The sequence below is a fragment of the Streptomyces sp. NPDC088706 genome, from assembly GCF_044752765.1.
GTDB lineage: Bacteria > Actinomycetota > Actinomycetes > Streptomycetales > Streptomycetaceae > Streptomyces.
The window spans coordinates 109,164-132,781 of record NZ_JBIVLW010000016.1 but is presented as its reverse complement, the minus strand read 5'-3'; the positions used below and the strand labels follow the sequence as shown (position 1 = coordinate 132,781).

Genomic DNA, 23,618 nt, shown 5'->3' with positions numbered 1-23,618 from the left:
TTGCATCGTCGAAGGGGGGCAGTCAGTGGCCGCGCTGAACGGGTCGGCCGGCGACAGGCGGCCGGACCGGCGCGGATACGGGGAGGGCCGGACGTCGGTGGGGCGCGCCCATGCGGGCCTGGCGCAGGAAGGTCTCGCCGTCGGCGAGCCAGGTCTCGATGGCCGACCACGCGCGCGCACGGCGCTCTCGTGGTGCCACGGAACCTCCGAGAGCCACCTCATTGGCCAGGATCTCGGCGGCGTTCACGGCGTCGGCCAGTCGGGACAGTGTCCCGGCGTCGGAGGGCCACGGGCTGGTGGTGGGACGGCACCGGACCATCAGAGGCGGCGCATGGTTGACGACGGTGAGGAAGTTACGCCAGGAACTGTCGAGGAACTCGTCGGTCGTGGCGCCGAGCGCGGCGGCGCTGAGCGGGGTCGCGTCGCTGTGGCGGACGGAGGTGACCATGGCCTGCCAGGCACCGTAATCGGAGCGGATACTTTCGAGAGCGTCGGCGATGGCCGCTATACGGCGCGCGTGCACGGCCTGCTCGTAGGCGGGTAGGTACCGGTCGGCGATGGCGTGGGCCGCCCGTCCGGGGAGCGGCGGCAGGACGATACTGCGCGGCGCGTGCGGATCGGCGTAACCCTCTTCGAGCCCTTCCGGGGCGAAGGCGCCCACCACGTATCCCAGTTCATGGCCGGGCTGCTCGACGACCAACAGCGTGGTGCCGTTCTCCGTGTCGCTGAGCGTGGCGGCGTAAGGGATGCGTTCGCATTGTGGATGGCACGGCCGAGCTCGCCACTGTCCCAGATCCAGGGCACCAGGTCCTCCTGCCAGGAGGGGTGGGAGTAGATCTGGACGGATGTCCGCCACCGGCCGGGCAGTTGGCTCGCGAGGTCACGGGCGGCGTCGCCGATGAAGCGCCGGCCACTTGTGAGCACGGTGACGCGATGGTGCTTCGCGCACGCCACCAGGGCCGCCACCGTGTTCAAGGTGCCCTCCGATGGCAGGTGGTAGACGCCTTCGTCGTCACGAAGTACGCCGGCCTCCGCGAGGACGGTGCGCGCCCGCTTGTGCTCCTTCCCTTGGGCAATGGCCACGGTCCCGGACTCCCGGGCGTGCGCCAGGATGATCTGCGCCTCAGCCATGGTTCATTTCCTCGGTGTGCTCCGCTTTTCGTGTTGGCTTCATGTCGCCGTGTTCGGAGCGTTTCGGGGCAGGCGTGTTGTCCTCCTTCTGGTAGGCGGAATCCCTAAATGATCGCGATGTACGCCGGTTTTCATAACCGGCGATCACCGGCTATGGTGCGCCCGTCCCGCGACGGGCAAGTCGGCCGACGTCGAGCACCCTTCGCGCGTGACACGTGATGGCCGCCGCCATTAGCCCCGGCAACACCGAGCGGTCTGAAACCGGGGGAAGACGTTCTATAGGTGCCGGTTTTCTCGGAACGAAGCGGGGACGCCCTCATAGGGGCAGAGACCAGCGGCGTCGAGCGGGCAGGGGAGCGGATGGCGGTGGTACAGAACGCGCTTGGAGGACAGCGGTCATAGGCGCCGGGCTGGAAGCGTGCCGACAGCAGGAGAGGCACGGAAGGGTGGGGAAGCCGTTGACGGGCGCTGTCCGCCGCGGGGGGTGCTGTCCAGCCGACTGGAGGCTCTACGCAGGTGCTCTTCTGCTTCCGCGTATTTCTCGGCGGCTATAGTGCGGGCCAACGCGGGGTCGTTCACCAGGTGCGGGTGGGTGTGGAGCATCAGCTCCTTTCGGAAACCCGAAGTCACATGTGCCAGTGCGGACGTCAGGTGCCTTTGTGCTCTGGCGACCTGTTCCGCAGCTTCGGCGACGCTGGCGAGTACCGTACGCTCGACCGCCCCAACCTTGTCCGGCTCGGTGAAACTCTCCCGCATGCGCTCCGTGATGTGGTTGAGGTGGTGATTCAGCATGCCGATGTGGTCGAGAAGATCGGGTACGGACACCTCGGCGGCAACGGCGGGGAATTCGACGACGAGCGCATCGATCTGCCTGGCCAGCCCCGCGCAGGCGGAGGTGGTGAAGGCTGCGGGCGTCACGCGGCTGTTCCCGCGCCGGCACGCAGGACTGTGCGCAGGTGGCGGCCGTACTGCCAGGCGTGTTCTCGCGCCGCGGCCTCCAACTGGTCGTACGAGGCACTCTTCGTGAGCTGCCCGGCGTGCTTGCGGTAGCGGTAGACGGGTACCGGCAGCAGGACCCCGGGGGCGAGGGTGGTGACGCCGAGTGACGCGCAGTAGTCCTCGCCCTGGACGAGACCGCCCATGGGAGCGGCCCGGACCAGGTCGGTGCGGGCGAGGATGGTGGTGGGTCCGATCGGAATCGTGTCCGACGGCTTCCGCCAGTACGTCCAGACATCCCCGGCCGCGTGGTGGCCGGGCGGCGTCGAGCAGCGCCAGAGCGTTGTCGAGCCGTCCGGGTGGAGGTCCTCGCTCCACCCCGAGCACCACCCCGCATCGGTCGTCTGAAGGACGTTGAGCCGGGTGGCCATGGCGTGGTCGGGGAAGATGTCGTCGTCATCAGCCCAGTTCACGTACGGCGTTCGGACCAGGTTGAGGGCGAGGTTGCGGGCACAGGCGGCACCCACCGCCCGGGGCAGGGCAAGGGTACGGACGCGGGGGTCCTTGGCGAGTGGGGCCGGGAGTCGGTCCGGTGAGGTGCCGTCGAGGCCAATCACGGCCTCCCATGGCACCGACTGCCGGGTGAGGCTGGCGTGCATAGCGGTCAGGACATCGCGTAGCTGGCTGGCGATGACGACGGTGATCAGAGGGGCGGTGTGCAGAGGACTTCTCCGGATTGAGCCAGGGGCTGAGCGGGCGGTCGGCGGCTGTCACGGGGTGTGCCGTGTGGCGGGGCGGTGCGGTGCTGACGCGGGCGGTGGGACCGGTGACGACGGAGGGGGGCCCGGGGCGGACTCTGCGCCCGGCTGGGGTGGCTTGGGGGAAGGGTCGTACTCGTCGCGCAGGACCCGGATGTCGGCCTGGTCCGCGAGGGCCAGGGCGTCCAGGCAGCGACTGGCGGCGGTCATCAACATCTTGGGTGGGGAGTCCGGCGCGGCGGACCGGTGCCGCCCCCCCAACGGGCTATGTCGACGAGGAGGTGGCTGATCTCGCGGACGGTGGGGAAGACGGCGTCCAGGAGGTGCTGGGTAACGGCGCTCACCTCGGCGGGTGTCTTGGCCGCAGTGAGGGCAGCGATGTACGGGCCGGGGTCCAGCCCCGGCAAGGGAGCGTCGGGCAGCGGGTGCTGGGAGCGGAAGGTTTCGGAATCCCTGAGTGACCAGCGCCTCAGGTCGTAGCGGGTGGGCGCTACGACGCACGCGGCGGCGACCTGGTCAGGTGTCCTGTCGATGTTGTCGTACAGCTCGAAGTCGGGGTGGGGAGGGGACAAGGGATTCCTCTGGTCAGGGGTGGTGCCGCTGGGCTGCCGGCTCGGGCGGTCCCGCGGACACCGTGGCGGGGAAGAGTCAGCGGGTCCGGGTGCGCGGAAGTCCTGCTGGTGGCGTGGCCGAAACGTTCTTTCCGGCGGGCAAGGACGCACGGCGCGGAGGCGGAAGCCCGGCCGCCCGGCCGGGATCCTCGGGATGATGCGTGCTGCCGAGGAGTGAGGGGCGCCCGTCGAGTTCGTCGAGCCAGCTGAGGAGTTTGGGAAGGTTTTTGTCGGGTCCGTACGCGAGGTAGGTGCCATCGACGCTGTCGCAGCCGAACCACTCGGCGATCCGCATACGCAGAAGGGAGTTGACGCGCCCCATGTGCACGTTCTTGCCGCGGACTTGTGCCTCGCGAGCGAGCTGTTCGGCGACAGGGCCGAGCTTCCACCTCGTCGTCCCGGCCAGGAACAGGACGTCGAAACTGTCCCAGGGCAGCAGTTCCGGTTCATCGCAACCGTCCTGTGCCGCGAAGGCCGCGGGGACGCCCAGTTCGCGGATGCGGGCGAGCCACGGCAGCGACTCGGTGAGAGTGGCGACGGCGTCGAACGGCTCGTCCGGGGCGAGCGCCCACAGGCAGCGATCGGGCCCGTAGCGTTCAACGGTCCGGGACAACCAGGCGAACCACTTCTCGGTGCCTGGCCAGTAGCGGCCCTTGCCGTCACTGCCGAACTTGGAGTTGTCGCAGGCATACATCGCGCTCGGCAGTATGCGGCTGCCCTGCGCCGGGGTGGTCATGCAACCGATGCGACCGGCGCTCATCGCGGCCCGGATGTCAGGCCCCGAGGGAGTGGCGAGGTAGCGCAGCGTGCACCTCCCCGGGAAGCCGCGCGGGACGCGTGGTGCTCGCGACCGTGATCGGAGGGCGGGGCGGGAGCAACCCCGTTGGCGTCCGGTCAGCGGCGGGCGACAGCACGAGAGCTGCCCGCAGTGGTGCTGCGGTGGACCGTGGGCGGCGATGTGAGGGGGCGTCGCTCTGTTGCGAGTGGCCAGGTGGCGGGATTGGTGAAGTCGCGTCGCGGGTCGGCGTTCCAGCTGACGACCAGGCCGGTCACGGGATAGCGGGCGTCAATCACCTCGACGCCGTTCGGACGCAGGACGTATCCCCAGTCGAGGTCTTGGTCAGATGCGGTCTGCTCGGTGACGTTCATACGTATGGGCGGGGATCCGTCGGGGGTAACCAGGTGGTCGAGGGTGGTGCTCGGCCACTGCTCGCCGTCGGTCAGGGCGGTGATCAACTCGGAAGGGGCTCCGTCCAGGAGATCGGTGCCTAGTTCATTCCAGCCGATGGTGGTTCCGTCGACGAGGTGGCGGGCCATGGCCTTCTGGTCGCGCTGGAATCGGTACTGGTAGGCCGTGAGCAGAAACGGCAGCTTCGAACTCGGCGATCCGTCGAGATGGATGTAGATGCCGTCGTAGCCGGTCTCCGTGGGGCGGGCGACGAATGAACGAGTGGACAGTGTGTCTCCAGCGTAGGAAGGCGGTGGGGAGAGGTGTTCAGCGGCGAGCAGCGGAACGGGGTTGAGCCGGCGACCTGGTCCGGGCTCCTGCTTGCGTTGTCGTACGGTTCGAAGTCAGGGCGATCCATGGGGCATGCAGGTCTGAGAGGGGCGAGGTGTTGTCTGCGGCTGCGGGCACCCGACCACGTGGGTTGTGGCTGGCGGTGGCGTGGTCAGCGTGATCGGCGTGGAGTGTGCGCGTAGCCGGCGACCGGGCCTTCGGCCGTGGCCGGATGACCCCGAGCGGAGTGCCGGAAGGTGCGTCCGTCGGCCAGCCGCGTCGTGACACTGAAGCCGAGGCGCTCCAGTTTCCGTACCGCCCGGTTGGTCCGCCAGCCGACGTCCGACGGCTCACGGACGCTCTCGGGCAGTAGGCAGCGGCCGGTCGCCGGATCGAGAAGGAACCCTTCGCGCCCGAGTAGCTCGTACAGACCGCGGGCATTGGCGACCAATACGTCGGGCCGGCCGTTCGGGTCCAGCGTGATGGTGACGGGCATGCCTGGTCCGGAGCTGGCATTGCTCTGGACTTTCATTGCGGCGAGGCGGAAGTTGAAGAGCAGGCGCCGACGTATGAGCGCTGCGGATTTGACTGGGTCGGCAGGGACGGCGATACCTCGTGGCGCGGGGACGCCGTCTGTGTGTGCGTGATCGGTACCGGTGGGCAGGAGCGGTGCGACGACGAACTGGTCCCCGTGGCCCGGACGCGGAGTGACATAGAGCTGATGGCCGGCGAGCGAGGTGGTCACGGAAAATACGGGCCGGTCGGGAACGGTCCCGGCGTATCCGAGTGGGCCCATGTGCCAGAGCCGGGTGCCGACTGCGTCTGCGGATGCAGGAATCGGGCTGTGAGGTCGCCACCCGCCCGGGAGTCGGTCTGCGAGGCCCTGCATGAACTTGTCGAAGCGCGGGTGTTGAGCCAAGGCGTCTACTTTCCGGACGGTGCGGCAGATGACCGCGAGCGGATCAGCGGTTGTTGGACCGGCGCGTGGTTGTGGACGCCGGTGGCCTGGGAGCGACGCGTGGTTCTGCGGTACTGGAGGGGACCGGAGCCACGCGGCGTCCGAGACGATCGGCACTGCGATGAAGGTGGCGCGCGGCGTGGTGGAGACGGTGCCGGGCGGCGTCGAAGAGGGTGTCAAGGGCGGCGTGGGTTCGACGGATGCTTTCCGCGCGTCCAGCGGGGTGGTAGACGCTGGGAGTGCCCTGGAGGAGTGCGACTTGGACCATGGCTTCTGCGAGGTCGGCGAGTGCCTTCCCCACGGCGCCCGCCGCGTGAGCCTCCATGAGCACTCTCAGGTGTGTTCCGGCTGGCGGGCCGCCGAGGGTTCGTGGTTCCCGGCTCTGCACAGCCACCGTGTTGGCGATGGAGGAGAGCAGGAACCCCAGGCGGCGAATTTGATCTTCGACGTCTTCGGCGAGTCCGATGCCGTACCCGGTGGCCGTGGAGATCGGAATCTCGGCCGCCGCTCCGTACAGCTCGTCGGCGATGCTGAGCAGCGCGGCACTGTCGTCCAGGGATGAGCGCATCGTGCCTGCGGAGGCTTTCAGGACCTGCGGGTCGGGGCCCGGCCGGCAGGGGAGGAAGCTGTCTGCCGGGCGAGCGCCGTCGTGGGCAACCCGGCCTCCAGCTTGCCGGGGCCGGTGGTGACCAGGGAGGTGGGGGCCCGGCTGGCGATGGCGGGCGGTTGCGGCAGGTCCTCCACCTGCTGGAGGACCTCCAGCAGGGCCTGCTCGTAGCGGGGGAGGAGCCGACGGGCGACGGCTGCGGCTGCGCGTGCGGGGTCGGCGTGCACGGCGATGCCGGACGGTTCCTCGACGCCGTCGAAGTGGTGGGCCCTGATCCCGGCCCGGTCGGGTTCGAGTGGGGCGACGACAACCTGGTGGGGGTATCGGGGCCGGTCGGTGACGTACAGCTCCTGACCTTCGGGACCGCGAAGGACGGCACCGTGTCCGAGGACGTACGTGATGGCGATGTGCTGGACGTGTCCGGTGTCCCAGAGACGGTTGGTGGTGGAGAACTGGTGCTCGTAGAGGGCGTAGTGCTGGTAGGTGCTGGTCCAGCCGCCGGGCAGGCGCGCGGCCATGTTGGCGGCGAGGGTTTCGAGGGTGGTGTGCGGCACAGGAGAGGCTTCCGGTCTGCGGAATGGTACGTGAGGGTGATCGTCCCGGGGCAGCCTCAGAGCGTCTGTCGTGATGTTCGAGACGGGGAGGGCGGGACGGAGACGGCGCGCTGGGATTGAGTAATGGTGGCGCGCTGGTACGCGGCCATCGTCGACTTGAGGTGGGTGATGGCGTCGGCGCGGCGTGCAGCCAGGATGTCGATCTGGGTACCCGAGGTCTGCAGGATGCCCAGGGGGTTCGCCGCGGCGGTTCCTGCTGCGACACGGGTCAGGTCGGCGGCGGCCCAGGTGCAGCGGTCGACCAGCTCGCTCTGCAGGTTGTCGAGATGCCGTGCGGCACGCACCACGAGTTCTGCGAGTTCGTTCTCTGCGCTGCCGGGCGAGTGGAGGGTCCAAAGCGCGTTCGGGCGCTTCTGAAGGGTTTCGACAACCAGCCGGTGCCCATGGGCGGTTGGAGGTAGGGGGTGCTGTGACTGTTCGTTCACGTCTTCGTTTCCGTGAGAGGGCTACGTCAGGGAGCGGGCAGGTGAGGTTCTCGCCCCAGGCGGTGCCGGCGGTTGCGCCGGCACGGATTCGCCTGCGGACGCGTATGCGGGTGACGGCCGGGCTCCGGTTCGCGGAGCGAAGTGCAGCGCGTAGTCCTGTGGTGGTGAGGGCGGCTGGTCAGCGTGTTCGCGGGTGAGCGTGGCGGACCGGCGCCACCGGTGGCTTGTGGCTGATGCTTCGCGTGGGTGGCGGACCGGACAGTCGGGGGGCGTTCGCGCGGCTCCGCCACTCCGGTACCAGGAGGGAGAGGTCGAGCTGGTTGACAGTGGCGTGGAGGATGCCCTGCCGGCATGCGGACCGGCGTAGAGCTTCAGTGATACCCGGGGCCAGTTGGGTACCGGTGACGCCATGCAGCGTCCGGACGTGCTCCAGCTCTGTCTCGATGCCGCCTGGGGAGGCCCGCACGTTCGCCACGAGCCCGAGTCGGACGAGGGGGAATTCAGCCTCGACCCATCCGCCGGGTTTGACGCGGGCACTCGCCGTGGTCGACGAAAGGACCAGGATGTCACCGCGGGCGGGGTCCTGAGCTTCGGGACGGGTGGGCGGTGAAGGCCAGGTGCTGCAGGCGGTGTCATCCAGGAACCGGGCCAGCAGGACGTCGTTCCCTCTCGATACGTAGCCAGCCCATAGCTTTGGCGGCGTGGGGTGTTGGTTGGGATTGACTGATGATCCTTCGTGTTCAGAGGGCCCTCACCGATAGCGACGACGGGCTTCGACGCGAGGTCGTGCTGCAGGGGCGGACCGGTCCGCCGTACGGGATGGTGGCGTTGCCCGGAGGTACGGGGACGCGAAGTGCATTCCGGGTCAGCGTGTGTGCCGTGGGGGTGCCGTCGGGAGGGGGCGAGGAAGGGACGGCGTACGGCTCGGGGAGAGCCGGGGACGAGGACTGGGCGCGAGGGAGGTCAGCGTCCGCATCCGGGCCTCGGCGGTCTGCAGGCCCTCTCCAATGCTGCGTACTTCGGCGGCGGCGTCGGCGAGGTCGTGGGACAGGTCGAACCCGTCGTCCTCCTCCGCTTCCTTGGCCTTGTCCGCCGCAGCTTCGAGGGAATCGGCCAGTCGTGCCAGCACCCCGTCATCCGGGTCCAGGATCTGGCGCAGCAGAGCGGCAGCCTGTACGTGAGACGTGCTGCCGTTGATCTGGTCGGTGAGTTCCAGAAGCGCGTCACCGCACCCCGTGGACACCGTGGTGGTGGCGTTCCTTCCGGCTGTGATGTCGGTGTCGTGGACGCTGCCGTACGTGATGTGGGTCAGACGCGTGCCGCCGTCGAGGGCGGTGTCGGTTGCGGCTTCCGTTGATTCGAGGTCCGCGACGCGTTCGTGGGCGTCGGCGAGGTCCCGGGCCTGCAGGGTGAAGCTGATCGCGGCGTCCTGGGTGACCTCGAAGGTGTGAAGTTCCGGGCTGGGAAGCAGCCCGAGCTGGGCGAGCCGTTGGTCGATCGCCGAGACCAGCGGCTCGGCACTGCCCCTGTGACGGGCCTCGGGCCGCTGGGGGGCGCCGGGATCGTCGGAGGGAGAAGAGTCGTAGACGACCTCGAACACCGACTGGTCGATGGGGTGTTCCCGGGTCGCGATCCATCCCTCAGGGTCTCCCGGCGGGCGGTCGGATACGGGCTCCTGAGGCGGGCCGATGATCAGGTAGCTGTCGTCGGGGAGCGGAACGCGCACAATGTAGGCGCTGAGGCCGAACTCGATGTCGCACGTCAACCCGCGTGCCCGAAGTGGCGTGGTGATGTGTGCGTGCCGCCGCCAGAGCTCCTGCCACCATGAGGTGTTCACGTTGCGGTGGGTGGGAAGCGGCGCGAGCGGAACCGGCTGGCGAGCGGGTGGGGTGTTCTCCTGGTCAGCGGCCACGGCTTCTCCTGCGGGAAGCCGGAGATCGGCTCGGCGGAGGAACCCGGCGGGCGGGGTCGCCGTCCGGCGTCGGAACGGGACCGAAGTCGAGTCCGTACTCGTCGTAGGTCGGAATCAGTTCGCGTTCCAGCTGGGCTTCGCGGTCCGCGACCTGCTCCATGAGGTCGTCATGCTCAGCCTGACACTGCTGGTACTCGGCCCAGTCGGCGTCGCTGAAGTGAGGGGGGCGTTTCAGAGCATTCCTTGGGGATGTGGGTGGATCGGGATTGTGGGCTCGGCGCGGTTAGCGGGGGCGACCGCCCGGCCTGGGGGCCGGAGATGCCGGCGGGGTCTCCTGACGGGTGAGTTGTGCGAGGACGCGTTGGAAGCCGAGATGGTCTTCGAGTTCTTTGCCCGCGTCCCGGAGGGACTCGGAGGGGCGCCGCAGATAGGCACGGCCTGTGGCGTGGTCGTGCACCATGTTGTTCGAGAGGTACTGCTTGTCGGCCGGGTTGGTGGACCGGAGCAGGGCCAGGGCGTGCTCCGCGGTCTGAGCGAAGTACGGGGGAGCGTGGCTCGACGAGGTCGTCGCCCAGGCGAGCTTCGTGAGGACGGTGCTGCCGACGCGGGTGGTGTGGAGGGGGCTCCGGGCGAACTCGTCGGTGAGCCGCAGGACTTCGCGGGAGAGGTCCTGTGCGTCAGTGGCGTGCTGGAGCAGCACGGTGTACGACGGAGCGGCCGGTACGTGCCCGTCCTCGTCCAGCAGCTGCCACTGGTGGGCGGCGTTATGCGCTTTGTCCTTCATCACCTTGAGCGTGCCGATAAGGTGGAGCGCGTCGTCGCGCGGTATCAGGTGGCGTTCGAAGTCGGGCTTCACGGGCTTCTTTCTCCTCAGTGCATACGGGCGTCGGTGTCAAAGAGCGTCAGCTCGTAGCTGTGCAGGAGGTGCTGCACGATGAAGCTCCGACCTGCGACTTTCCACAAACCGCGCCCTCGGTTGAGGTGGGCGATGGCGTCCATCTCGACGGAGGTGAGGCCGAGCAGCGAGGCTGCGGCGTGGAGTTGGTCGGTCTCCTGGCGGTAGATGATCCTGGTCGAGCAGTCGGCGAGTAGCCCCTCGGCCAGGGCCCGGCCTTGTGATCCGGCGTCGCCGGCGGTGAGCAAGTCGGACAGCCTGTGGATCACCATGAGGTTGGCGATGCCGAGTCCGCGGGACAACTTCCACTGGGCTTGCATGCGTTGCAGCAGACCGACGTGTCGCATCAGCCTCCACGCCTCGTCGTACACGATCCAACGCCGTCCGCCGGTCGGGTCGGAGAGCGCGGACTCCATCCAGGCGCTCGCGCAGGTCATCGCGAGGACGAGGGCGGTGTCGTCGCCAGATCCGCCGAGCCGGGAGAGATCGATCGTGAGCATCGGCGCGGTCGGGTCGAAGTCGACGGTGGAGGGACTGTCGAACATTCCCGCCAGATCGCCATGGACGAGACGTCGCATGGCATGGGCGAGGTCGCGTGCGGCGTCGCCGAGTTGGCCCGACATCATGCCGGCCGCCTCGTCGAGCGCGGCTGGGTCGTTGAGGGCGGCAGCGACGTCGCCGAGGAGCGGGGTGCGGTGCGTGTCGGCGGCGCGGGTGACGACGGCGTCCAGCGCGACGTCCAGGGCGGTGTGCTCCATGGGCATCAGGTCCCGGCCCAGGACGGTCCGCGCCAGGGAGCCGAGGAGGAGGAGCCGGCGCTTGCGAATCTCCCCGACCCAGTCAGCCTCGGAGACGCTCTGTGGACGTGGGGCCGCGTCCAGGGGGTTCAGACGACCCGGCAACCCCGGACCGAGAGCGACGGACCGGCCTCCGAGCGCTTCCGCAACCGGGGTCCACTCGCCCTTGGGATCGCAGGGCACATAGATGCGGACCCCGAAGGCCACCGAACGCAGCGCGATCGACTTGGCGAGCGCGCTCTTGCCCTGGCCGATGACCCCGGCCAGCAAAACGTTCGGGTTCGTGAAGCCCTCGATGCGTCCGTACAGCTCGAACGGATCGAACACGAACGACGCCTCGGCGTGGACGTCGCGGCCGATGTAGACGCCCTCGGCGCCGAGGCCGCCCTCGGCGAGGAAAGGATAGGCACCCGCCGCGACCGCGGTGGTCATGCGGTGGGCGGGCAGCTTCAGCCGGTTCTTCCGCGCAGAAGCGGGACCGGGGCGTCCGCCGGGTGGATAGAGAGCTGGAGGCATCTCGCGCTCGGTGGGTGGGGTGTCACTCTGGTGGGCGCCGGTCTCCGCACGTGCTTTGGCGGTGGCTTCGGCAAGCTGCTGGCGGGCCACCTTGCGGCTGGCGCGGTCGGCCCCGTGGGGGGTGAACAGCGGACTGGCGGACCCTCGGCGGGCACGGCGGCCGGGCCGGTGGCTCATCGGAGGCCCTCGATTCTGCGGACGGTGCTCATCGCACGCAGGCCGTGGTGTGCGGACGGAAGTCGGTGGGAGTGGTCTTGCGGCGGACGACGTGCCCAGCGGCGAGGTGGCGCTGGCAGACCGTCAATACGGGTGGCCCCTCCGGAAGCCGCTCCGGGTGGCAGACGCTCGACTCCGAATCTGCCGCGATGGTGCTGGGCAGCAGGTGGAAGGCGGCGTGGACCTCGCTGGTGGCCTGCCAGATTCGAGTGTGCGCGGTGGCGAGGTGACGCCCGGCGGCGGGGTGAGGCGGCCGGGTGCTGTCAGCGAGCCGGTCCAGGAGCTGGAGCAGAGCAGCGAGGTGGGCGTGGAGCACGTCGAGGTTCGGGCGGTCTGCCGGTTTGCTCGGGTTCGTGTCCGACGGTGTCAGTGCTCGCGTGTGGTGACGTACCCCGGCGGTCGCCGCGCGGAGGTAGGGGTGCGCGTCGTCGTGCGCGGAAGGCGTGCGGATCAAGGGGGCCTTTCGGGTGGGCTGATTCAGGCGGCGAGACCGTACTTCTTCTGTGCCTCGGTTCGGGCAAGGGGCAGGGCGGCGAGGGTGAAGGCGTTGGGCTGCTGGTAGTTGAGCCGTCGCAGGTCGACTCCGGCTGTGATGGCGGCGGTTTCGATCTGGGCGCAGGCGGCGTCGAGGAGGGCGTCGGTTTCGGCGGTGACGGTGACCAGGCCGGTCAGGGCCACGTCCGCATGTCCGGCGATGAGCTGGCGTTCGCGAGTCTTTACGTCGGCGTACTCGACCGAGTCCTCCTCGGAGTCGACCTGTCCGCGGCGCGCCCTCTCGTTGGCGTCGGCGATGATCGCCGACTTCTTCCGCTGGACGTCGCGCAGCGCGGACTCCAGCCCTTGTGGCACGTATATGAGGGAGAGGCTGCGGCGCACGCCGGGGGTGAACATGATTCCGTGGAGGAATCCGGCTCCCATCTCGGTCCTGGGCCAGTTCTCCACCCAGTACGTGGTGTGCCGCGCGCTGTCGGTGGAGAGGCGGTCGTACTCCTCGAACTGGACGACAGGACCGGCGGCTGCGGGGTCCGCTTCGGCACGTCCGGTTTCGGACCACTGCTGGAGGGCGGCGAGTGCCTTCGGGTCGTAGGCGGTGCGGATGACGGCGGCGATCTCCCGCGAGGTGAGCCACCCGGTCACCTGGAGACCGGCGTTGCGGGCGGCCTGGGCGATGGAGGAGGTGGTTTGTTCCATGACGGTGAACGCTGCTGGCAGCCCTCCGCCGGCCTGGGAGATCAGGCGCCGGGCGGCCTTGAGGTCGAGGGAGATGGCGAGGTAGACCTCGTGGGGGGCGGCGGCGGGACCGGCCGAGGCGACCAGCTCGGAGTAGATCTGCCCGGCGACCGGGGCCTGGGGCTGGCCGTTCTGGGCCCAGTGACGGGCCAGGATGTCGCCGCTGTCCGGCACGGTGCGCTCCAAGACCTGCACGGTGGCGATGTGCCCGGTGCGCGCGATCCCCGCCAGCGCACGCCCCCAGCTCGACACGTTGTGATTCTGGGTCGCGGGGTCGAGGAGTGCGAACGCCCGGCTGGTGACCCGGGCGATGGCGGTCAGCGTCTGCCGGTGCGGGTCGTGCACAGCGGAGGCGCCGTTGGCGGAATCACCGGGGGTGACCACCTTCAGTGAGGCCGTGGTGCCTGGAAGATGCAGGACACCGTCCTGCCGCGGTCGGGTGAGGGGCCGGGCGAGCCAGAGCGTCTGGCCGGTACGGCGGCGGTGCGCGTAGCGGAGGACGATCGGCGCCCAGTCGATGAGGGACCGGCCGTGCCGGCGGATCGCGACGAGTGCCCCGCATACCGCCCACAGTGGGGCCAGGGCGAGCGCGCCGAGCAGCCCGGCGGAGATCACCGTCATCAGCAGCAGGGCCAGCGAGCAGGATACGAGGACGAGTTGGGGAAGGGAGAGGCCGAGGAGGATGCCGCGGCGGGACCGGTGGGGAAACTTCACCGTGATCGGCGCGACGGAGAGATCAGTCAAGGGGCGGGTCCTGGAGGCGCGGGTGGAACCCGGGGGCGGGAGGTGGCGGACACGTCCCGCCCCCGGGAGTCGGGCAGAGGATCAGATGCCGGTCGGGGCCGGCGGCGTGGCTGGCCCGCTGGACGTGGCGTTCTGTGGGCCGGAGGACGACGGTGCGCCCTGGGGTGGCGGTGTCGTGCTCGGCGGGGTGGACTGCCATCCGCCGCCCTGGCCGGATGCGGCGTTCGGGCCGGATCCGCCGGGCCCTTGGCTGCCGCCCATCTGGCCGCTGGTGTCGTCGGACACGCTGGTCGGCGCGGGCTGGACCGCCTTCTCCAATCCGGACTTGAGGGCATCGCCACCGGGTGAGACGCCCGTTCCGCCGGATTGCGAACCTTCCTTCTCACCTACGCCTCCACCGCTCGGGTTGGCGGCGACGTCGCCGGGGAATCCACCCCCGCCGGCGTCGGGGCCCTGCGGGGCAGCTCCCGCTCCGGCCGCGGCACCACCGGTTCCGGCGGTGGCCGCCATCGAGGCGGCCTTGCGTCCGGCCTTTTCCGCGTGCGCCTTCGCGATCTGCGCACCAGCCCCGCCGGCACGGTGGATGGACTCGCCGTCGGTCCCGTCGGCCGCCCAGTGCACGAACTTGAAGACGGCATAGGGGCACAACAAGACCAAGACCATGATCACGATGCCGGACATGACGTCGGCCAGGGCGGCGATGCCGTCGTCTGCCTCGGTCTTGCCCATGGCGGCGATACCGAGAACGAAGATCACCGTCATCAGAAGCTTCGACACGACGAGGGTTGCGGTGGCCTCGACCCACCCCTTGCGCCAGCGACGGGCGACCTCCCAGCCGCCGCCGGCCGACGCGAAGATCGCCAAGGTGACCATGACGAGGATGCCGACCTTGCGGACCATCATCACGCACCAGTACATGAAGGCTCCGGTGGCGGCGCCGAGGCCGACGACGACCGGGATCAGCCAGCCCAGGCTGGTCAGGGCCGCGATCTGGTTGACCCTCACGACACGTCGCACCGCGCTCTCGATGCTCAGGTTCGCAGTCTTGAACAGGCCGTCGCTGATGGCGTCGACGACTTCAACCGCGACAGTGGTGAAGGCGATGGCGCAGAAGGCAAACAGGACACCGGACGCGGTGCCGGTGAATGCCTGTGTCAGGGCTTGGCCGTCCCGCCGGATGGCTGCCCTCACCAGTTGCGCGCAGAAAGTGGCGACGATCAGGACCAGGCTCAGCGGCAGGAGCATCTCGTAGTTGTCGACGAACCAACCGGCGTTGAGATCCACCTTCGTGGTGCTGTCGACCGCCTCGGCGGCCAGGTCGGCTGCGGCGGCGGCAAGCTCGCCGGCCGATTTCGCCATCCAGTCGCCGATGGCCTTACCCGGGTCCGAGGCGAAGTCGACCGCGTCGCCGACGGAGCACAGCTTGTCTGCCAGAGGGAAATCACAGAAACCCATGAGGAGTTACCCCCTCCCTTCTTCTCTCAGGTCCGGGTCACTGCGTGACGCTCGGGGCGATGGCGGCCAGGGTGCAGTCGTGGTTCGGGCGGCACTGGACGGCGAGGGTCACGGCCCGTTCCTCGGCTCCGCCACCGCCGCTCTTCCAGGCGATCTGCTGTTTGCCGTTGACGGTGACGACGTAGATGTACGCCTTCGTGATCGCGGACGGTTCGTCGGCCAGCGCCTGCTTGAACGCGGACGGGTAGTGCCCCTCGGTGACGCTCGCGGTGGCGTGCTGGTCCTGGTCGGCCATCCGCGACCACAGCACCGGATCAGGAACCTGCCCGGAGACTGACGCCCAGTCGGCGTACGTGGTCTCGGTGGTCATCCAGGCGCGCATGCCGGCGAGCTGCTGGTCGCGGCTGGTGGTACGGGTGTCGTAGGACCACAGCATCTTGGCTGCGGCCGTGGCGTACGCAACCGGTTCGGCAATCTGCGGCGGGTGGGGCACGGACCCGGATCCGGCGGAAGGCTTCGGTGCGGGCTCAGAGGGAGACGGGCTGCCGGTCGGGGCCGGGGCGGCGGCTTCCGGGGGCCGGTGGTCGTTGCCTCCGCCCGTCAGCAGGGCGACGACCACGGCGATGGCCAGGAGGACCGCGACGGCCGAAGCGCCGATCGCGATGCGCTTGCTGGCCGGCCAGCCCGCGCCGTACGAGGACGGCGAGAAGAAGGAGAAGCGGTCTCGCATCACTGGACCTGCGACCCCAGATTGCTGAAGAACGCCACCACAGCATTGGCCGCGCCCAAGCCGAGGGCCGCGCCGGCGGCGACGACTGTGCCCTTCTTTCCGTTCGCTTCGGCCTGGTGGCCACCGGTGTGGTGGCCCCAGGCCCATACGCCGAGCGAGACAGCCAAGGCTCCGACAACGGCGATGATTGCGAACATGTTGATGCTGTTGACGACGTTCTTCAATACTGCGAGACCGGGCAGTCCGCCGCCCTTGGGCGAGATTCCCGGGTCGTAGGCGAGCTGGATGACGTGGTCGGCGAGAGGGAAGGGCATAGGTGTGGCGGGGCTCCTTGCGTACGCGGGCCAGGGGAGGGCCGGCGGGAAGGGGAGTGCGGAGGGGGAGGTGCGCTCAGGGCGCGGAAGTGGCCGCGGTAGCACGCCCTGGAGTGGTCTCCGGGCGGGGTGGCGTCAGAGGACGCGGCGGGCGGCGAGGATGTCCCAGTCCGTGATCGGAGTGATCCGGACCGGTTTGGTGGTACGGGGCGCCTCGATGACGAGACCCGCGCCCATATACATGCCGACGTGCTCGGGCCGAGCGGGGGTGCCGCGGCTGAAGAGCAGGTCACCGGGCTGGAGCTGGGCTGGCGACACGGCGTCGCCTTCGTTGACCTGCGTGTACGTGGTCCGGGTGAGCGTGACGCCGACTTGCGCGTACGCCTGCTGCATCAGGCTGGAGCAGTCGCAGCGGCCCATGGGGTCAGGGCCGCGGGAGTCCGTGCAGGTCCCGCCCCACTGGTAGAGCGTGCCGAGCTGCTGCATCGCCCAGGAGATGGCCCGGCGAGCTTTCGGATCGGCGTCCTTGGGGATCGAGTAGCCCTTCGGGACGCTCCCGGCGGGGATGCGGCCGAACTCGGAACCGTCCTGGCCCGGCGTACAGCCGGACGACGGTTCCTCGTCCTGGTCAGCGTCCTTGCCGTCCACGTCACCGCTGTTGGGGAAGGTCTTGGCGATGGCGGACTGGAGCGCGGTGGCCAGGTTCTCCCACTGTGCGTACGCGTCCGGAAAGCCGGACTTCTGTACGGCCTGGGCGGCCTGGGTGACGGTCATCTGCTGCCAGCCGCTCACCTTGAGCAGACCCTTGTAGAACTGCTCGGAGGCGTAGACGGGGTCGCGGATCTGCTGGGCGGTGCCCCAGCCCTGGGAGGGGCGCTGCTGGAAGAGGCCGAGGGAGTCGCGGTCGCCGTAGTTGAGGTTGCGGAGCCGGCTCTCCTGCATCGCCGTGGCGAGCGCGATGATCTGTCCTTTGGTGGGGACGTCGAGGGAGAGGCCGGTGGCCACGATCGTCTGGGCGTGGGGGATCTGCTCGGCGGGCAGGTCCAGGCCCTCGATGTGAACGTCCGTGCCGGACGCTCCGTCGAGGATCTTGCCGACCTGCTCGGTGACCTTGTCGGTGTCGATGCCAGGCAGGCAGATGCCGGAGGGGCCGTTCCTCTGTACGGCGTCGGCGGCGGAGGCCAGCATCATGCTGCTGCCGGCGATCGGGATCGGGGCGAGAAAAACGACGCCGATACCGGCGGCGAGCCATTTCAACCCGAGCGGACCGCTCGCCGGTCAGCATTCTCGGGCAGGGGTGGATAGCGAGAGGTCATGAACGTGTCCTTGAGGGGTGCGGTGTCCGGCGTGCCGCGTGCGCGAGTCGTTCGGAAGGGCGCGGCGGCCGGGGTGGGCGATCAATGGATGGCCGGTGCGGACGAGTTGCAGCTCGCATCGCAGGGCCGGGCCGTGAGCTAGGCGTGCCGGGGCAGAGGGTGCCTCCGTGAGATGTGGCGGGGGAGTGGCCAGCGGCGGTGTGCGCCGGGCGGTTCAAAAACCCTAGGCCCGGATCGGCGGTTGACCAAAAAAGCTGGCGCGAGGTGCCGAAATTCGGTACCTCGGCAATCGTTTCTTGGCCGTCGGCGGATTCGCCTCTACAGTTTTTGGACTCCCCCTCTCCTTCCTCGGTCTGTGGCCCCGGGCTTCTGCATGCCCGGTACCGGCCCGCGAGGACTTCTGAGAGGGGGCGAGTCCCGCCGTACTCCTCACTCCCTCAACCGACTTGGGGTTCCTCTTTGCCTTTTTCTCTGCACCAGGGCGACGCTCTCAGCGTTCTCGCCGGTCTCCCGGACGGATGCGTCGACTCCGTCATCACCGACCCCCCGTACAACTCGGGCGGCAGGACCGCGAAGGAGCGCACCACCCGCTCCGCGAAGCAGAAGTACACCTCCGCCGACTCCAAGAACGACCTTGCCGACTTCAACGGCGAGAACATGGACCAGCGCAGCTACACCCTGTGGCTGACGCAGATCATGACCGAAGCCCACCGGCTCACGAAGGTCGGCGGCAGTGCCCTGCTCTTTACCGACTGGCGTCAACTGCCGGCAACGACAGATGCGTTCCAGGCGGCAGGATGGCTGTGGCTGGGCATCCTGACCTGGCACAAGCCGCAGGCCAGGCCGCAGAAGGGCAAGTTCCGCCAGGACTGCGAGTACATCGTCTGGGGCGCCAAGGGCAAGATCGACGCCGCCGCGAACCCGGTCTACCTCCCCGGTCTCTACAGCGCTTCGCAGCCGTCGGGATCCACGCGCCAGCACATCACTCAGAAGCCCGTCTCCGTGATGCGCGAACTGGTCAAGATCTCCCCGCCCGGTGGCACTGTGCTGGACTTCTGCGCCGGATCGGGCAGCACGGGCGTCGCTGCTCTCCTGGAGGGCCGGGACTTCATCGGCGTGGAGAAGACCCAGCATTACGCTTCGATCGCGGCCGATCGGCTGACCGAAACGGTACGCGAGACCCTCACGCAGGATGACGTCGTCCTCACCGCCTGAGTCGCGATAGCGCTGCCCATGTAGGCGACCGGTGTCCCAGGCGGCATTCCGATTCGGCAAATCCGGCGAATCGCCGACCGGCACGCGCGACGCCCTCCGTCCGCCCTTCTTTCCGCGTCTCGTAGGAGGCCGAAACCTTTCATGCCCGAACCCATAAACCCATCAGAAAATGGGGATTTGGAGCCGGTTCGCATTCCCGATCAGCAGTTGGAGGGAATCGAAGCAAGCGTGCGACGGCTCATGGAGCAGTCGGCGCAGCAGGCCCAGCAACTCGACCACCTCGCCTCCGCCCCGGAACCGAGCGGATCGCCGTTCGCCGCGTTCGGCATGCCGGGCCTCGGCGGACCGCCGCTGCCTGCCCCGCCGGAGCCCCGCCCGATCCTGGAACTTGCGGGAGAGGAACGGGAGGACGAGCTCGATGCCCTCTCCGATTGGGTCGAGGACTTCTTCCTCCCGGTCTACGGGGCGGAGGTCACCACCGCAGCACCCTGGTGCCTGCGATGGCAGGAGCACGACGATGTCGTGGCCTGGCTCCACGCGCTATGGCTCGCCTACCAGCAGCACCGTGAGCCTGATGCCGGGCTGTCCGGGCTGTTCGTGTGGCACAGGGATTTCCTCACCCACGCTGTCGCGGCGATCCGCGCACCGGGCGGCCCCTTGTCGGCCTGCATGACCTCTCCCGACCGTCCCGCGCACCGTCTCCTGCCCGGCCCGCCGTCGTCCGTGCGTACGGAGGCGGCGGCCACGGAGGAGGCCGCCGGACCTGCCGAGCCGGAAAAGTCGACGTCATGAGTGCGGGACAGGGGCAGCCGGCCTTCGGCCTGAGCTTCGATCCCCGAGCCCTGACCGACCTCCTTCAGGCTCCCAGCGATATCCGCGACCTCACCCTCGCCTGCCTGCAGGAAGTCGTCCAGGCGCAGCGCTTCGGGCTGCGCCTGGACGGTGACCTGGAGGGGTTTCGGAAGCTGTTCGTGGACTCCCGCAAGGAGTGGCGCGTCATCTACGGAGTCCGCCCCTCACCGGAACAGTCGGAGCATCAGAAGGAGATCCACGTGGTGGCGGTCCGGCCGCGTGCGGGCAACGACGTCTACGACGAGGTCGGCCGCCGTCTCGGGATGGCACGCCGGCCGCTGAGCGCCCGTACCCACGCGGCCCGCTCCCGCCCGCCGCAGCTGACCGCGCGCGGCCCCGCGCCCCGGCCCGGCCCGCCGCCCACCGCACCGCCGGGTCTGCCCCGTCCCGCACCCCACCCCGCGCCCCATCACACCCGCTGATCCTCGCGGAGCCCGCCCATGCCCCTTGAACCCGCGCCGATACCAGCCCGGCGTGCGGTCTCCCCACTCGACCATCGCGTCGAAGCCGCCACAGGCCACGACATCGACACCCTGTGGACCTACCGCGACCGCGGTGTCCTCGACGAGCCCCACGCACACCTGGTCGACCTGCACCGTGAATTGGCCCAGGCCCAGACCGGCGTCGTGTTCTACCTCAAGCTCCTCAACCGGCTGTCGAGCGGCGAGTTCGAGGTCGACGCCGCCCTGTTCACGCGCATCGCCCGCACCGTGGACCAGCTGGAGGAGTCCACGGATGCCCGCGTCGCCGCTGCCCAAGCGGTGATCGCCGCCCTGGAACCGATCGAAGCAGCCTCGACGCGCGACGCGGGGACGCTCTCGGCGGATGATCAGGCGGCGCTGCTCGCCATCGCCGGCGGAGCCAAGCTCTACGAGCACCTGCTGACCGGCCGGATGTCCGTGACCGCCGCCTCCGGCACCCGTGTCCCGTACGCCAAGCTGCAGCGCCTTGAGGGCGCGGGCCTGGTCGTCCGGGACACCGGCCACCCCGTGCACGCCGGCCAGCCGGTCGCGCTCACCGACGCCGGGCGCGCCGCGCTGTTCGCCGCCCGCAGGGCCCCCACGGCACAGAGGCCGAAGACAACGGCCCCGACCGGCGCCTGGCCCTCCACCCCAGCACCGCGGCGCTGACCTCCCGACGTGAAAGGCCCTTGTTGTTGTCCTCCCCTGATCCGTCGTCCGACCACCAGCGCATCGACCGTGAGGAATTCGACTTCCACGTCGACGACCTCGACGCCGATGCCGAGAAGTACCGCGACTTCTTCCTCCACGTCTCGGTGAACCAGGACTCGTTCGTCCCGATCGCCGAACACCACACCCCTGACGGGGCGCACAGCTACTACGTGCTGTTCGACCGCAGCGCCACCTACGGCCACCCCGGCGAGCCTCAATATCTCGCCGCCCACCTGCGCCGAGACCAGCAGAGGTCGACGTTCGACTTCGAGCACAGCCCTCTGCCGCTGGTGCCGATGGCCCAGTCCTGGCTCATACACCGCGGCTGCCCCTCCGAAGCCATCGCCCTCACCCACGAGTTCGGGCCCCGGCCCGCGGACGACGCCACTCGGGCCCTGGAACGGCGCTTGGCCAGCGACGGGGACCACTTCGCGATGGGCTACTCCTACACCCGTGACGACCCGGACGACATGTCCACCGTGGTCGTACTGCGTGCCCTCGACGAGCAGGTGCCCTCCCCCTTCCGCGTGCTGGTCGAGGAGGTCGCTCCCGACGGGGACACCTACACGTTGCGCGAGGGCGGGTTCAAGCGGCTCGAAGACGCCTGGCAGTGGTGCAACGAGCGGCACAGCGGTACGGCCGCTCCGCTCCCGCCGGTCCGCCCTGCAGCCACCGCCGACCGCCCGCCCGGTACGACGACGACCGCCGCTCCGCGCCCGCCCATCCGTAGGCGCTGAGCGCGTTTCGCAGCGCGGGCGGCGCAACATAACCGACGATCGCCGGTTAGCCAAACCGGCGATTCTCCGGACTCTTATACAGCCGCCGGGACAACTCCTGCGGTGCCCTTCCACTCAACCCCTATGCCTTTACGGAGGCTTCTTCCGCATGCGCTCCACCCGAATTGCTGTTTCCGCGGCGATGCTCGGCGCGCTCGCCGTGCCGGTGCTGTCCGCCACTCCCGCCGGCGCGGCACCCGCCGCCGTAGCCGCAGTCCCGGCGTACAGCTGCCATCACCTGCCGCCGCTGCCGTACGCAGTCCACACCAAGGCCGTGACCATCCGGTCCAAGGCCAGCTCGAAGTCGACCGCACTCGGAATTCTCTACAAGAGCCACCGCTTCAGCGTGCACAAGAAGAGCGGCAACTGGCTCTACATCACGGACAAGTCGACCGGCGTCAAGGGCTGGGTGTCCGGCACGTACGTCTATCGCGACGTCCGTATGTGCCTGTCCTGACAGGAACCAGAGCAGATCCCCTAATCGGCTGATCCGCCCGGGCACGGCTATCCCTCGCATTCCGCCAGGCATCGGTCCTTGAAGAACAGGAGTTTCTCTTTTGTCCGACGGCATATTCGAAGACGTTGAGGACGTCGTGGGCGTGCTCACCGAACGAATCGAAGCGCGCTTCGCCATGGGCATGAACCAGTTGAAGGCCGCGGTCACCGCGAAGCCGACCGCGAACCCTGATGCCACCGACGTCGTGAAGTGGCACGGCCTGCTCGTCCAGGCCCAGTCCGTGCTGGAGCGGGCGGAGGACGACCTTCTCGCCGCGCTGGAGACTCAGCCCAGTGAGGTCGACGACCCGACCATGGGTCTCGCCCACCGGGTAAACGCGGCCGTCACCACCCGCGACGGCCGGGCCATGGTCGTGCGATGGCTGCTCGACCCGGACGCTCCGGGCAAGACGGGTCTCGCCGCCGAACGCCTCGCCCGCCTTCGCCCCCGGACCGGCCCCGCTGTGCCGGCCACCGCTCCGCACCGTCCCGTGGGTACGCCCGCACCGGCATCGGCAGGGCGGGCGGGAGGGCCCGTCCGATGAGCCGAAAGGCCAGCTCCATGGATGCCGACCTGCAGAAGGTCTTCGGGAACCCGATCCCCGTACTGTCCGAGGCCGTTGTCGGCCACGATGCCTCGCCCGCCCTCGCCCGAGCCCTGGAGCTGCGGTCCTTCCTGGCGCTCACGGAGGAGCAGGTCGCCTGCGTCCGTGACCGCGTCCACGCGGACATGGGCCCGGACCGCGACATGGGCGAGCTTTCGGCGGACAAGCTCCGCTTCGACGCGCAGTGGCTGGAGGCCGCGCTGGATGCCCGCGACGGGTACCGCGCCGCCCTGGTCGCGTTGCTGCGCACCATGCCTCCGCCCGATCAACGAGCCCGTCCCGCACGCACCACGCAGCTCCGGGCCACCGCGACCCTGCCCTCGTCGGCCGCCCCGGCACCCCCGCGTGCCGGGGCGACCCCGGCCCCCCGACCGTGAGAGCCCGCGTTTGCCCCACCTGACGTCCACCGAGATAGCCGGACAGATCGAGGACCTGTACGGCGCACCGCTCACCGACCTCGAAGCCCACGCTCAGGACCAGCCGCCCGGCATGCTCTCCGCGTTGCTCGGCATGCACGACGACCTCGCTCTCGCCGAGCGCAGCATCGACCTCCACCGCGACCACCTCGCCCGGCTCATTCACCCCGAGCGGCAGATCGGGCGACACGAGGTTCCCCACCTCCTCGACGGATCTCGTCGGCTCGCCGAGGCAGTCGCCGTACGCGACGTACAGGCGAAGTCGGTCCTTGCCGTCTTGCAGAGCCTGGCGTCCGTTCCGGCCCCAGCCCCGGCCCCGCCGACTGTCTCGCCGCCCGCTCTCGCTCCGCCTCTTCCGGCTCAAAGCACGGCACCCAGCCGCTGATCCGCACGCGATCTCTCCTTACACACCCAGGAGTTCCTT

28 protein-coding genes are annotated in these 23,618 nt (G+C 69.3%); 10 read left to right on the top strand and 18 right to left on the bottom strand.

Annotated features, from left to right (window positions below; genetic code table 11):
- Positions 1 to 22: 22 nt before the first annotated feature.
- From ACIQAK_RS27705 to ACIQAK_RS27675, 7 genes are all read right to left on the bottom strand, one after another.
- Positions 23 to 700 carry a hypothetical protein gene (locus tag ACIQAK_RS27705; RefSeq protein ID WP_366392405.1) on the bottom strand — a complete coding sequence of 226 codons (678 nt, stop codon included), beginning with the start codon at positions 698 to 700 and terminating at the stop codon, positions 23 to 25.
- 827 nt (positions 701 to 1,527) lie between these two features.
- On the bottom strand, positions 1,528 to 2,049 hold the full coding sequence (locus tag ACIQAK_RS27700; protein WP_366392406.1) for a hypothetical protein: 522 nt from the start codon (positions 2,047 to 2,049) through the stop codon (positions 1,528 to 1,530).
- Positions 2,046 to 2,774, bottom strand: coding sequence for a glycosyltransferase (locus ACIQAK_RS27695; RefSeq protein WP_366392475.1), 729 nt, complete (start codon positions 2,772 to 2,774; stop codon positions 2,046 to 2,048). The genes ACIQAK_RS27700 and ACIQAK_RS27695 overlap by 4 nt, the downstream gene beginning before the upstream one ends.
- A gap of 260 nt (positions 2,775 to 3,034) precedes the next feature.
- Positions 3,035 to 3,397, bottom strand: a complete 363-nt coding sequence (locus ACIQAK_RS27690; RefSeq protein ID WP_366392407.1) for a hypothetical protein — start codon at positions 3,395 to 3,397, stop codon at positions 3,035 to 3,037.
- Between the two features lie 76 nt (positions 3,398 to 3,473).
- Complete coding sequence (locus ACIQAK_RS27685; protein WP_366392408.1) at positions 3,474 to 4,172, bottom strand: hypothetical protein; 699 nt, start codon at positions 4,170 to 4,172, stop codon at positions 3,474 to 3,476.
- Positions 4,173 to 4,330: 158 nt separating this feature from the next.
- Positions 4,331 to 4,753, bottom strand: a complete 423-nt coding sequence (locus ACIQAK_RS27680) for a hypothetical protein (protein WP_366392409.1) — start codon at positions 4,751 to 4,753, stop codon at positions 4,331 to 4,333.
- Between the two features lie 353 nt (positions 4,754 to 5,106).
- The gene (locus ACIQAK_RS27675) at positions 5,107 to 5,679 is read right to left on the bottom strand and encodes a hypothetical protein (RefSeq protein ID WP_366392410.1); all 573 of its coding nucleotides are present in this window, start codon (positions 5,677 to 5,679) and stop codon (positions 5,107 to 5,109) included.
- Positions 5,680 to 6,013: 334 nt separating this feature from the next.
- On the opposite strand from ACIQAK_RS27675, the gene ACIQAK_RS27670 reads away from it, so the two are divergent.
- Positions 6,014 to 6,454, top strand: coding sequence for a hypothetical protein (locus ACIQAK_RS27670; RefSeq protein WP_366392411.1), 441 nt, complete (start codon positions 6,014 to 6,016; stop codon positions 6,452 to 6,454).
- A 23-nt stretch (positions 6,455 to 6,477) separates the two neighbouring features.
- Here the strand turns inward: ACIQAK_RS27670 and ACIQAK_RS27665 are convergent, their stop codons facing one another.
- From ACIQAK_RS27665 to ACIQAK_RS27615, 11 genes are all read right to left on the bottom strand, one after another.
- On the bottom strand, positions 6,478 to 7,053 hold the full coding sequence (locus ACIQAK_RS27665; RefSeq protein ID WP_366392412.1) for a hypothetical protein: 576 nt from the start codon (positions 7,051 to 7,053) through the stop codon (positions 6,478 to 6,480).
- Between the two features lie 56 nt (positions 7,054 to 7,109).
- The gene (locus ACIQAK_RS27660) at positions 7,110 to 7,538 is read right to left on the bottom strand and encodes a hypothetical protein (RefSeq protein ID WP_366392413.1); all 429 of its coding nucleotides are present in this window, start codon (positions 7,536 to 7,538) and stop codon (positions 7,110 to 7,112) included.
- 865 nt (positions 7,539 to 8,403) lie between these two features.
- Positions 8,404 to 9,450 (bottom strand): hypothetical protein, encoded by a 1,047-nt coding sequence (locus ACIQAK_RS27655; RefSeq protein WP_366392414.1) that lies wholly within the window; start codon positions 9,448 to 9,450, stop codon positions 8,404 to 8,406.
- Positions 9,451 to 9,733: 283 nt separating this feature from the next.
- Complete coding sequence (locus tag ACIQAK_RS27650; RefSeq protein WP_366392415.1) at positions 9,734 to 10,306, bottom strand: hypothetical protein; 573 nt, start codon at positions 10,304 to 10,306, stop codon at positions 9,734 to 9,736.
- Between the two features lie 14 nt (positions 10,307 to 10,320).
- A complete protein-coding gene (locus ACIQAK_RS27645) occupies positions 10,321 to 11,835 on the bottom strand; it encodes an ATP-binding protein (RefSeq protein WP_366392416.1) in 1,515 nt (504 codons plus the stop codon).
- 28 nt (positions 11,836 to 11,863) lie between these two features.
- A complete protein-coding gene (locus ACIQAK_RS27640; protein WP_366392476.1) occupies positions 11,864 to 12,325 on the bottom strand; it encodes a DUF6238 family protein in 462 nt (153 codons plus the stop codon).
- Between the two features lie 26 nt (positions 12,326 to 12,351).
- Complete coding sequence (locus ACIQAK_RS27635; RefSeq protein ID WP_366392417.1) at positions 12,352 to 13,848, bottom strand: SCO6880 family protein; 1,497 nt, start codon at positions 13,846 to 13,848, stop codon at positions 12,352 to 12,354.
- 81 nt (positions 13,849 to 13,929) lie between these two features.
- Positions 13,930 to 15,303, bottom strand: a complete 1,374-nt coding sequence (locus ACIQAK_RS27630; protein ID WP_366392418.1) for an ATP-binding protein — start codon at positions 15,301 to 15,303, stop codon at positions 13,930 to 13,932.
- Positions 15,304 to 15,340: 37 nt separating this feature from the next.
- On the bottom strand, positions 15,341 to 16,033 hold the full coding sequence (locus ACIQAK_RS27625; RefSeq protein WP_366392419.1) for a hypothetical protein: 693 nt from the start codon (positions 16,031 to 16,033) through the stop codon (positions 15,341 to 15,343).
- Positions 16,033 to 16,347: a DUF6112 family protein gene (locus ACIQAK_RS27620; protein ID WP_366392420.1), complete on the bottom strand. Its 315-nt coding sequence runs from the start codon at positions 16,345 to 16,347 to the stop codon at positions 16,033 to 16,035. The genes ACIQAK_RS27625 and ACIQAK_RS27620 overlap by 1 nt, the downstream gene beginning before the upstream one ends.
- 135 nt (positions 16,348 to 16,482) lie before the next feature.
- Positions 16,483 to 17,604: an NlpC/P60 family protein gene (locus tag ACIQAK_RS27615; protein ID WP_366392421.1), complete on the bottom strand. Its 1,122-nt coding sequence runs from the start codon at positions 17,602 to 17,604 to the stop codon at positions 16,483 to 16,485.
- Between the two features lie 518 nt (positions 17,605 to 18,122).
- Between ACIQAK_RS27615 and ACIQAK_RS27610 the strand changes: the two genes are divergently transcribed.
- From ACIQAK_RS27610 to ACIQAK_RS27570, 9 genes are all read left to right on the top strand, one after another.
- The gene (locus ACIQAK_RS27610) at positions 18,123 to 18,878 is read left to right on the top strand and encodes a site-specific DNA-methyltransferase (RefSeq protein ID WP_366392422.1); all 756 of its coding nucleotides are present in this window, start codon (positions 18,123 to 18,125) and stop codon (positions 18,876 to 18,878) included.
- Positions 18,879 to 19,118: 240 nt separating this feature from the next.
- Positions 19,119 to 19,670, top strand: coding sequence for a DUF4913 domain-containing protein (locus ACIQAK_RS27605; protein WP_366392477.1), 552 nt, complete (start codon positions 19,119 to 19,121; stop codon positions 19,668 to 19,670).
- Complete coding sequence (locus tag ACIQAK_RS27600; RefSeq protein ID WP_366392423.1) at positions 19,667 to 20,152, top strand: hypothetical protein; 486 nt, start codon at positions 19,667 to 19,669, stop codon at positions 20,150 to 20,152. Before ACIQAK_RS27605 ends, ACIQAK_RS27600 begins: the two co-directional genes overlap by 4 nt.
- An 18-nt stretch (positions 20,153 to 20,170) precedes the next feature.
- Positions 20,171 to 20,860 carry a hypothetical protein gene (locus tag ACIQAK_RS27595; protein ID WP_366392424.1) on the top strand — a complete coding sequence of 230 codons (690 nt, stop codon included), beginning with the start codon at positions 20,171 to 20,173 and terminating at the stop codon, positions 20,858 to 20,860.
- A 26-nt stretch (positions 20,861 to 20,886) separates the two neighbouring features.
- Positions 20,887 to 21,639 carry a hypothetical protein gene (locus ACIQAK_RS27590; protein ID WP_366392425.1) on the top strand — a complete coding sequence of 251 codons (753 nt, stop codon included), beginning with the start codon at positions 20,887 to 20,889 and terminating at the stop codon, positions 21,637 to 21,639.
- Between the two features lie 181 nt (positions 21,640 to 21,820).
- Entirely contained in the window at positions 21,821 to 22,135 is a 315-nt protein-coding gene (locus ACIQAK_RS27585; RefSeq protein ID WP_366392478.1) for an SH3 domain-containing protein, read from the top strand.
- A 100-nt stretch (positions 22,136 to 22,235) separates the two neighbouring features.
- The gene (locus ACIQAK_RS27580) at positions 22,236 to 22,718 is read left to right on the top strand and encodes a hypothetical protein (RefSeq protein ID WP_366392426.1); all 483 of its coding nucleotides are present in this window, start codon (positions 22,236 to 22,238) and stop codon (positions 22,716 to 22,718) included.
- Positions 22,715 to 23,155 carry a hypothetical protein gene (locus tag ACIQAK_RS27575; protein ID WP_366392427.1) on the top strand — a complete coding sequence of 147 codons (441 nt, stop codon included), beginning with the start codon at positions 22,715 to 22,717 and terminating at the stop codon, positions 23,153 to 23,155. Before ACIQAK_RS27580 ends, ACIQAK_RS27575 begins: the two co-directional genes overlap by 4 nt.
- Before the next feature lie 10 nt (positions 23,156 to 23,165).
- On the top strand, positions 23,166 to 23,579 hold the full coding sequence (locus ACIQAK_RS27570) for a hypothetical protein (RefSeq protein WP_366392428.1): 414 nt from the start codon (positions 23,166 to 23,168) through the stop codon (positions 23,577 to 23,579).
- Positions 23,580 to 23,618: the final 39 nt, after the last annotated feature.

Bases quoted from the DNA above. Each gene is read 5' to 3' on its own strand.
- ACIQAK_RS27685 (WP_366392408.1), bottom strand. From the start codon at position 4,172: ATGACCACCCCGGCGCAGGGCAGCCGCATACTGCCGAGCGCGATGTAT.
- ACIQAK_RS27680 (WP_366392409.1), bottom strand. From the start codon at position 4,753: ATGGCCCGCCACCTCGTCGACGGAACCACCATCGGCTGGAATGAACTA.
- ACIQAK_RS27670 (WP_366392411.1), top strand. From the start codon at position 6,014: ATGAAGGTGGCGCGCGGCGTGGTGGAGACGGTGCCGGGCGGCGTCGAA.
- ACIQAK_RS27645 (WP_366392416.1), bottom strand. From the start codon at position 11,835: ATGAGCCACCGGCCCGGCCGCCGTGCCCGCCGAGGGTCCGCCAGTCCG.
- ACIQAK_RS27630 (WP_366392418.1), bottom strand. From the start codon at position 15,303: ATGGGTTTCTGTGATTTCCCTCTGGCAGACAAGCTGTGCTCCGTCGGC.
- ACIQAK_RS27625 (WP_366392419.1), bottom strand. From the start codon at position 16,033: ATGCGAGACCGCTTCTCCTTCTTCTCGCCGTCCTCGTACGGCGCGGGC.
- ACIQAK_RS27620 (WP_366392420.1), bottom strand. From the start codon at position 16,347: ATGCCCTTCCCTCTCGCCGACCACGTCATCCAGCTCGCCTACGACCCG.
- ACIQAK_RS27605 (WP_366392477.1), top strand. From the start codon at position 19,119: ATGGAGCAGTCGGCGCAGCAGGCCCAGCAACTCGACCACCTCGCCTCC.
- ACIQAK_RS27600 (WP_366392423.1), top strand. From the start codon at position 19,667: ATGAGTGCGGGACAGGGGCAGCCGGCCTTCGGCCTGAGCTTCGATCCC.
- ACIQAK_RS27595 (WP_366392424.1), top strand. From the start codon at position 20,171: ATGCCCCTTGAACCCGCGCCGATACCAGCCCGGCGTGCGGTCTCCCCA.
- ACIQAK_RS27585 (WP_366392478.1), top strand. From the start codon at position 21,821: ATGCTCGGCGCGCTCGCCGTGCCGGTGCTGTCCGCCACTCCCGCCGGC.
- ACIQAK_RS27575 (WP_366392427.1), top strand. From the start codon at position 22,715: ATGAGCCGAAAGGCCAGCTCCATGGATGCCGACCTGCAGAAGGTCTTC.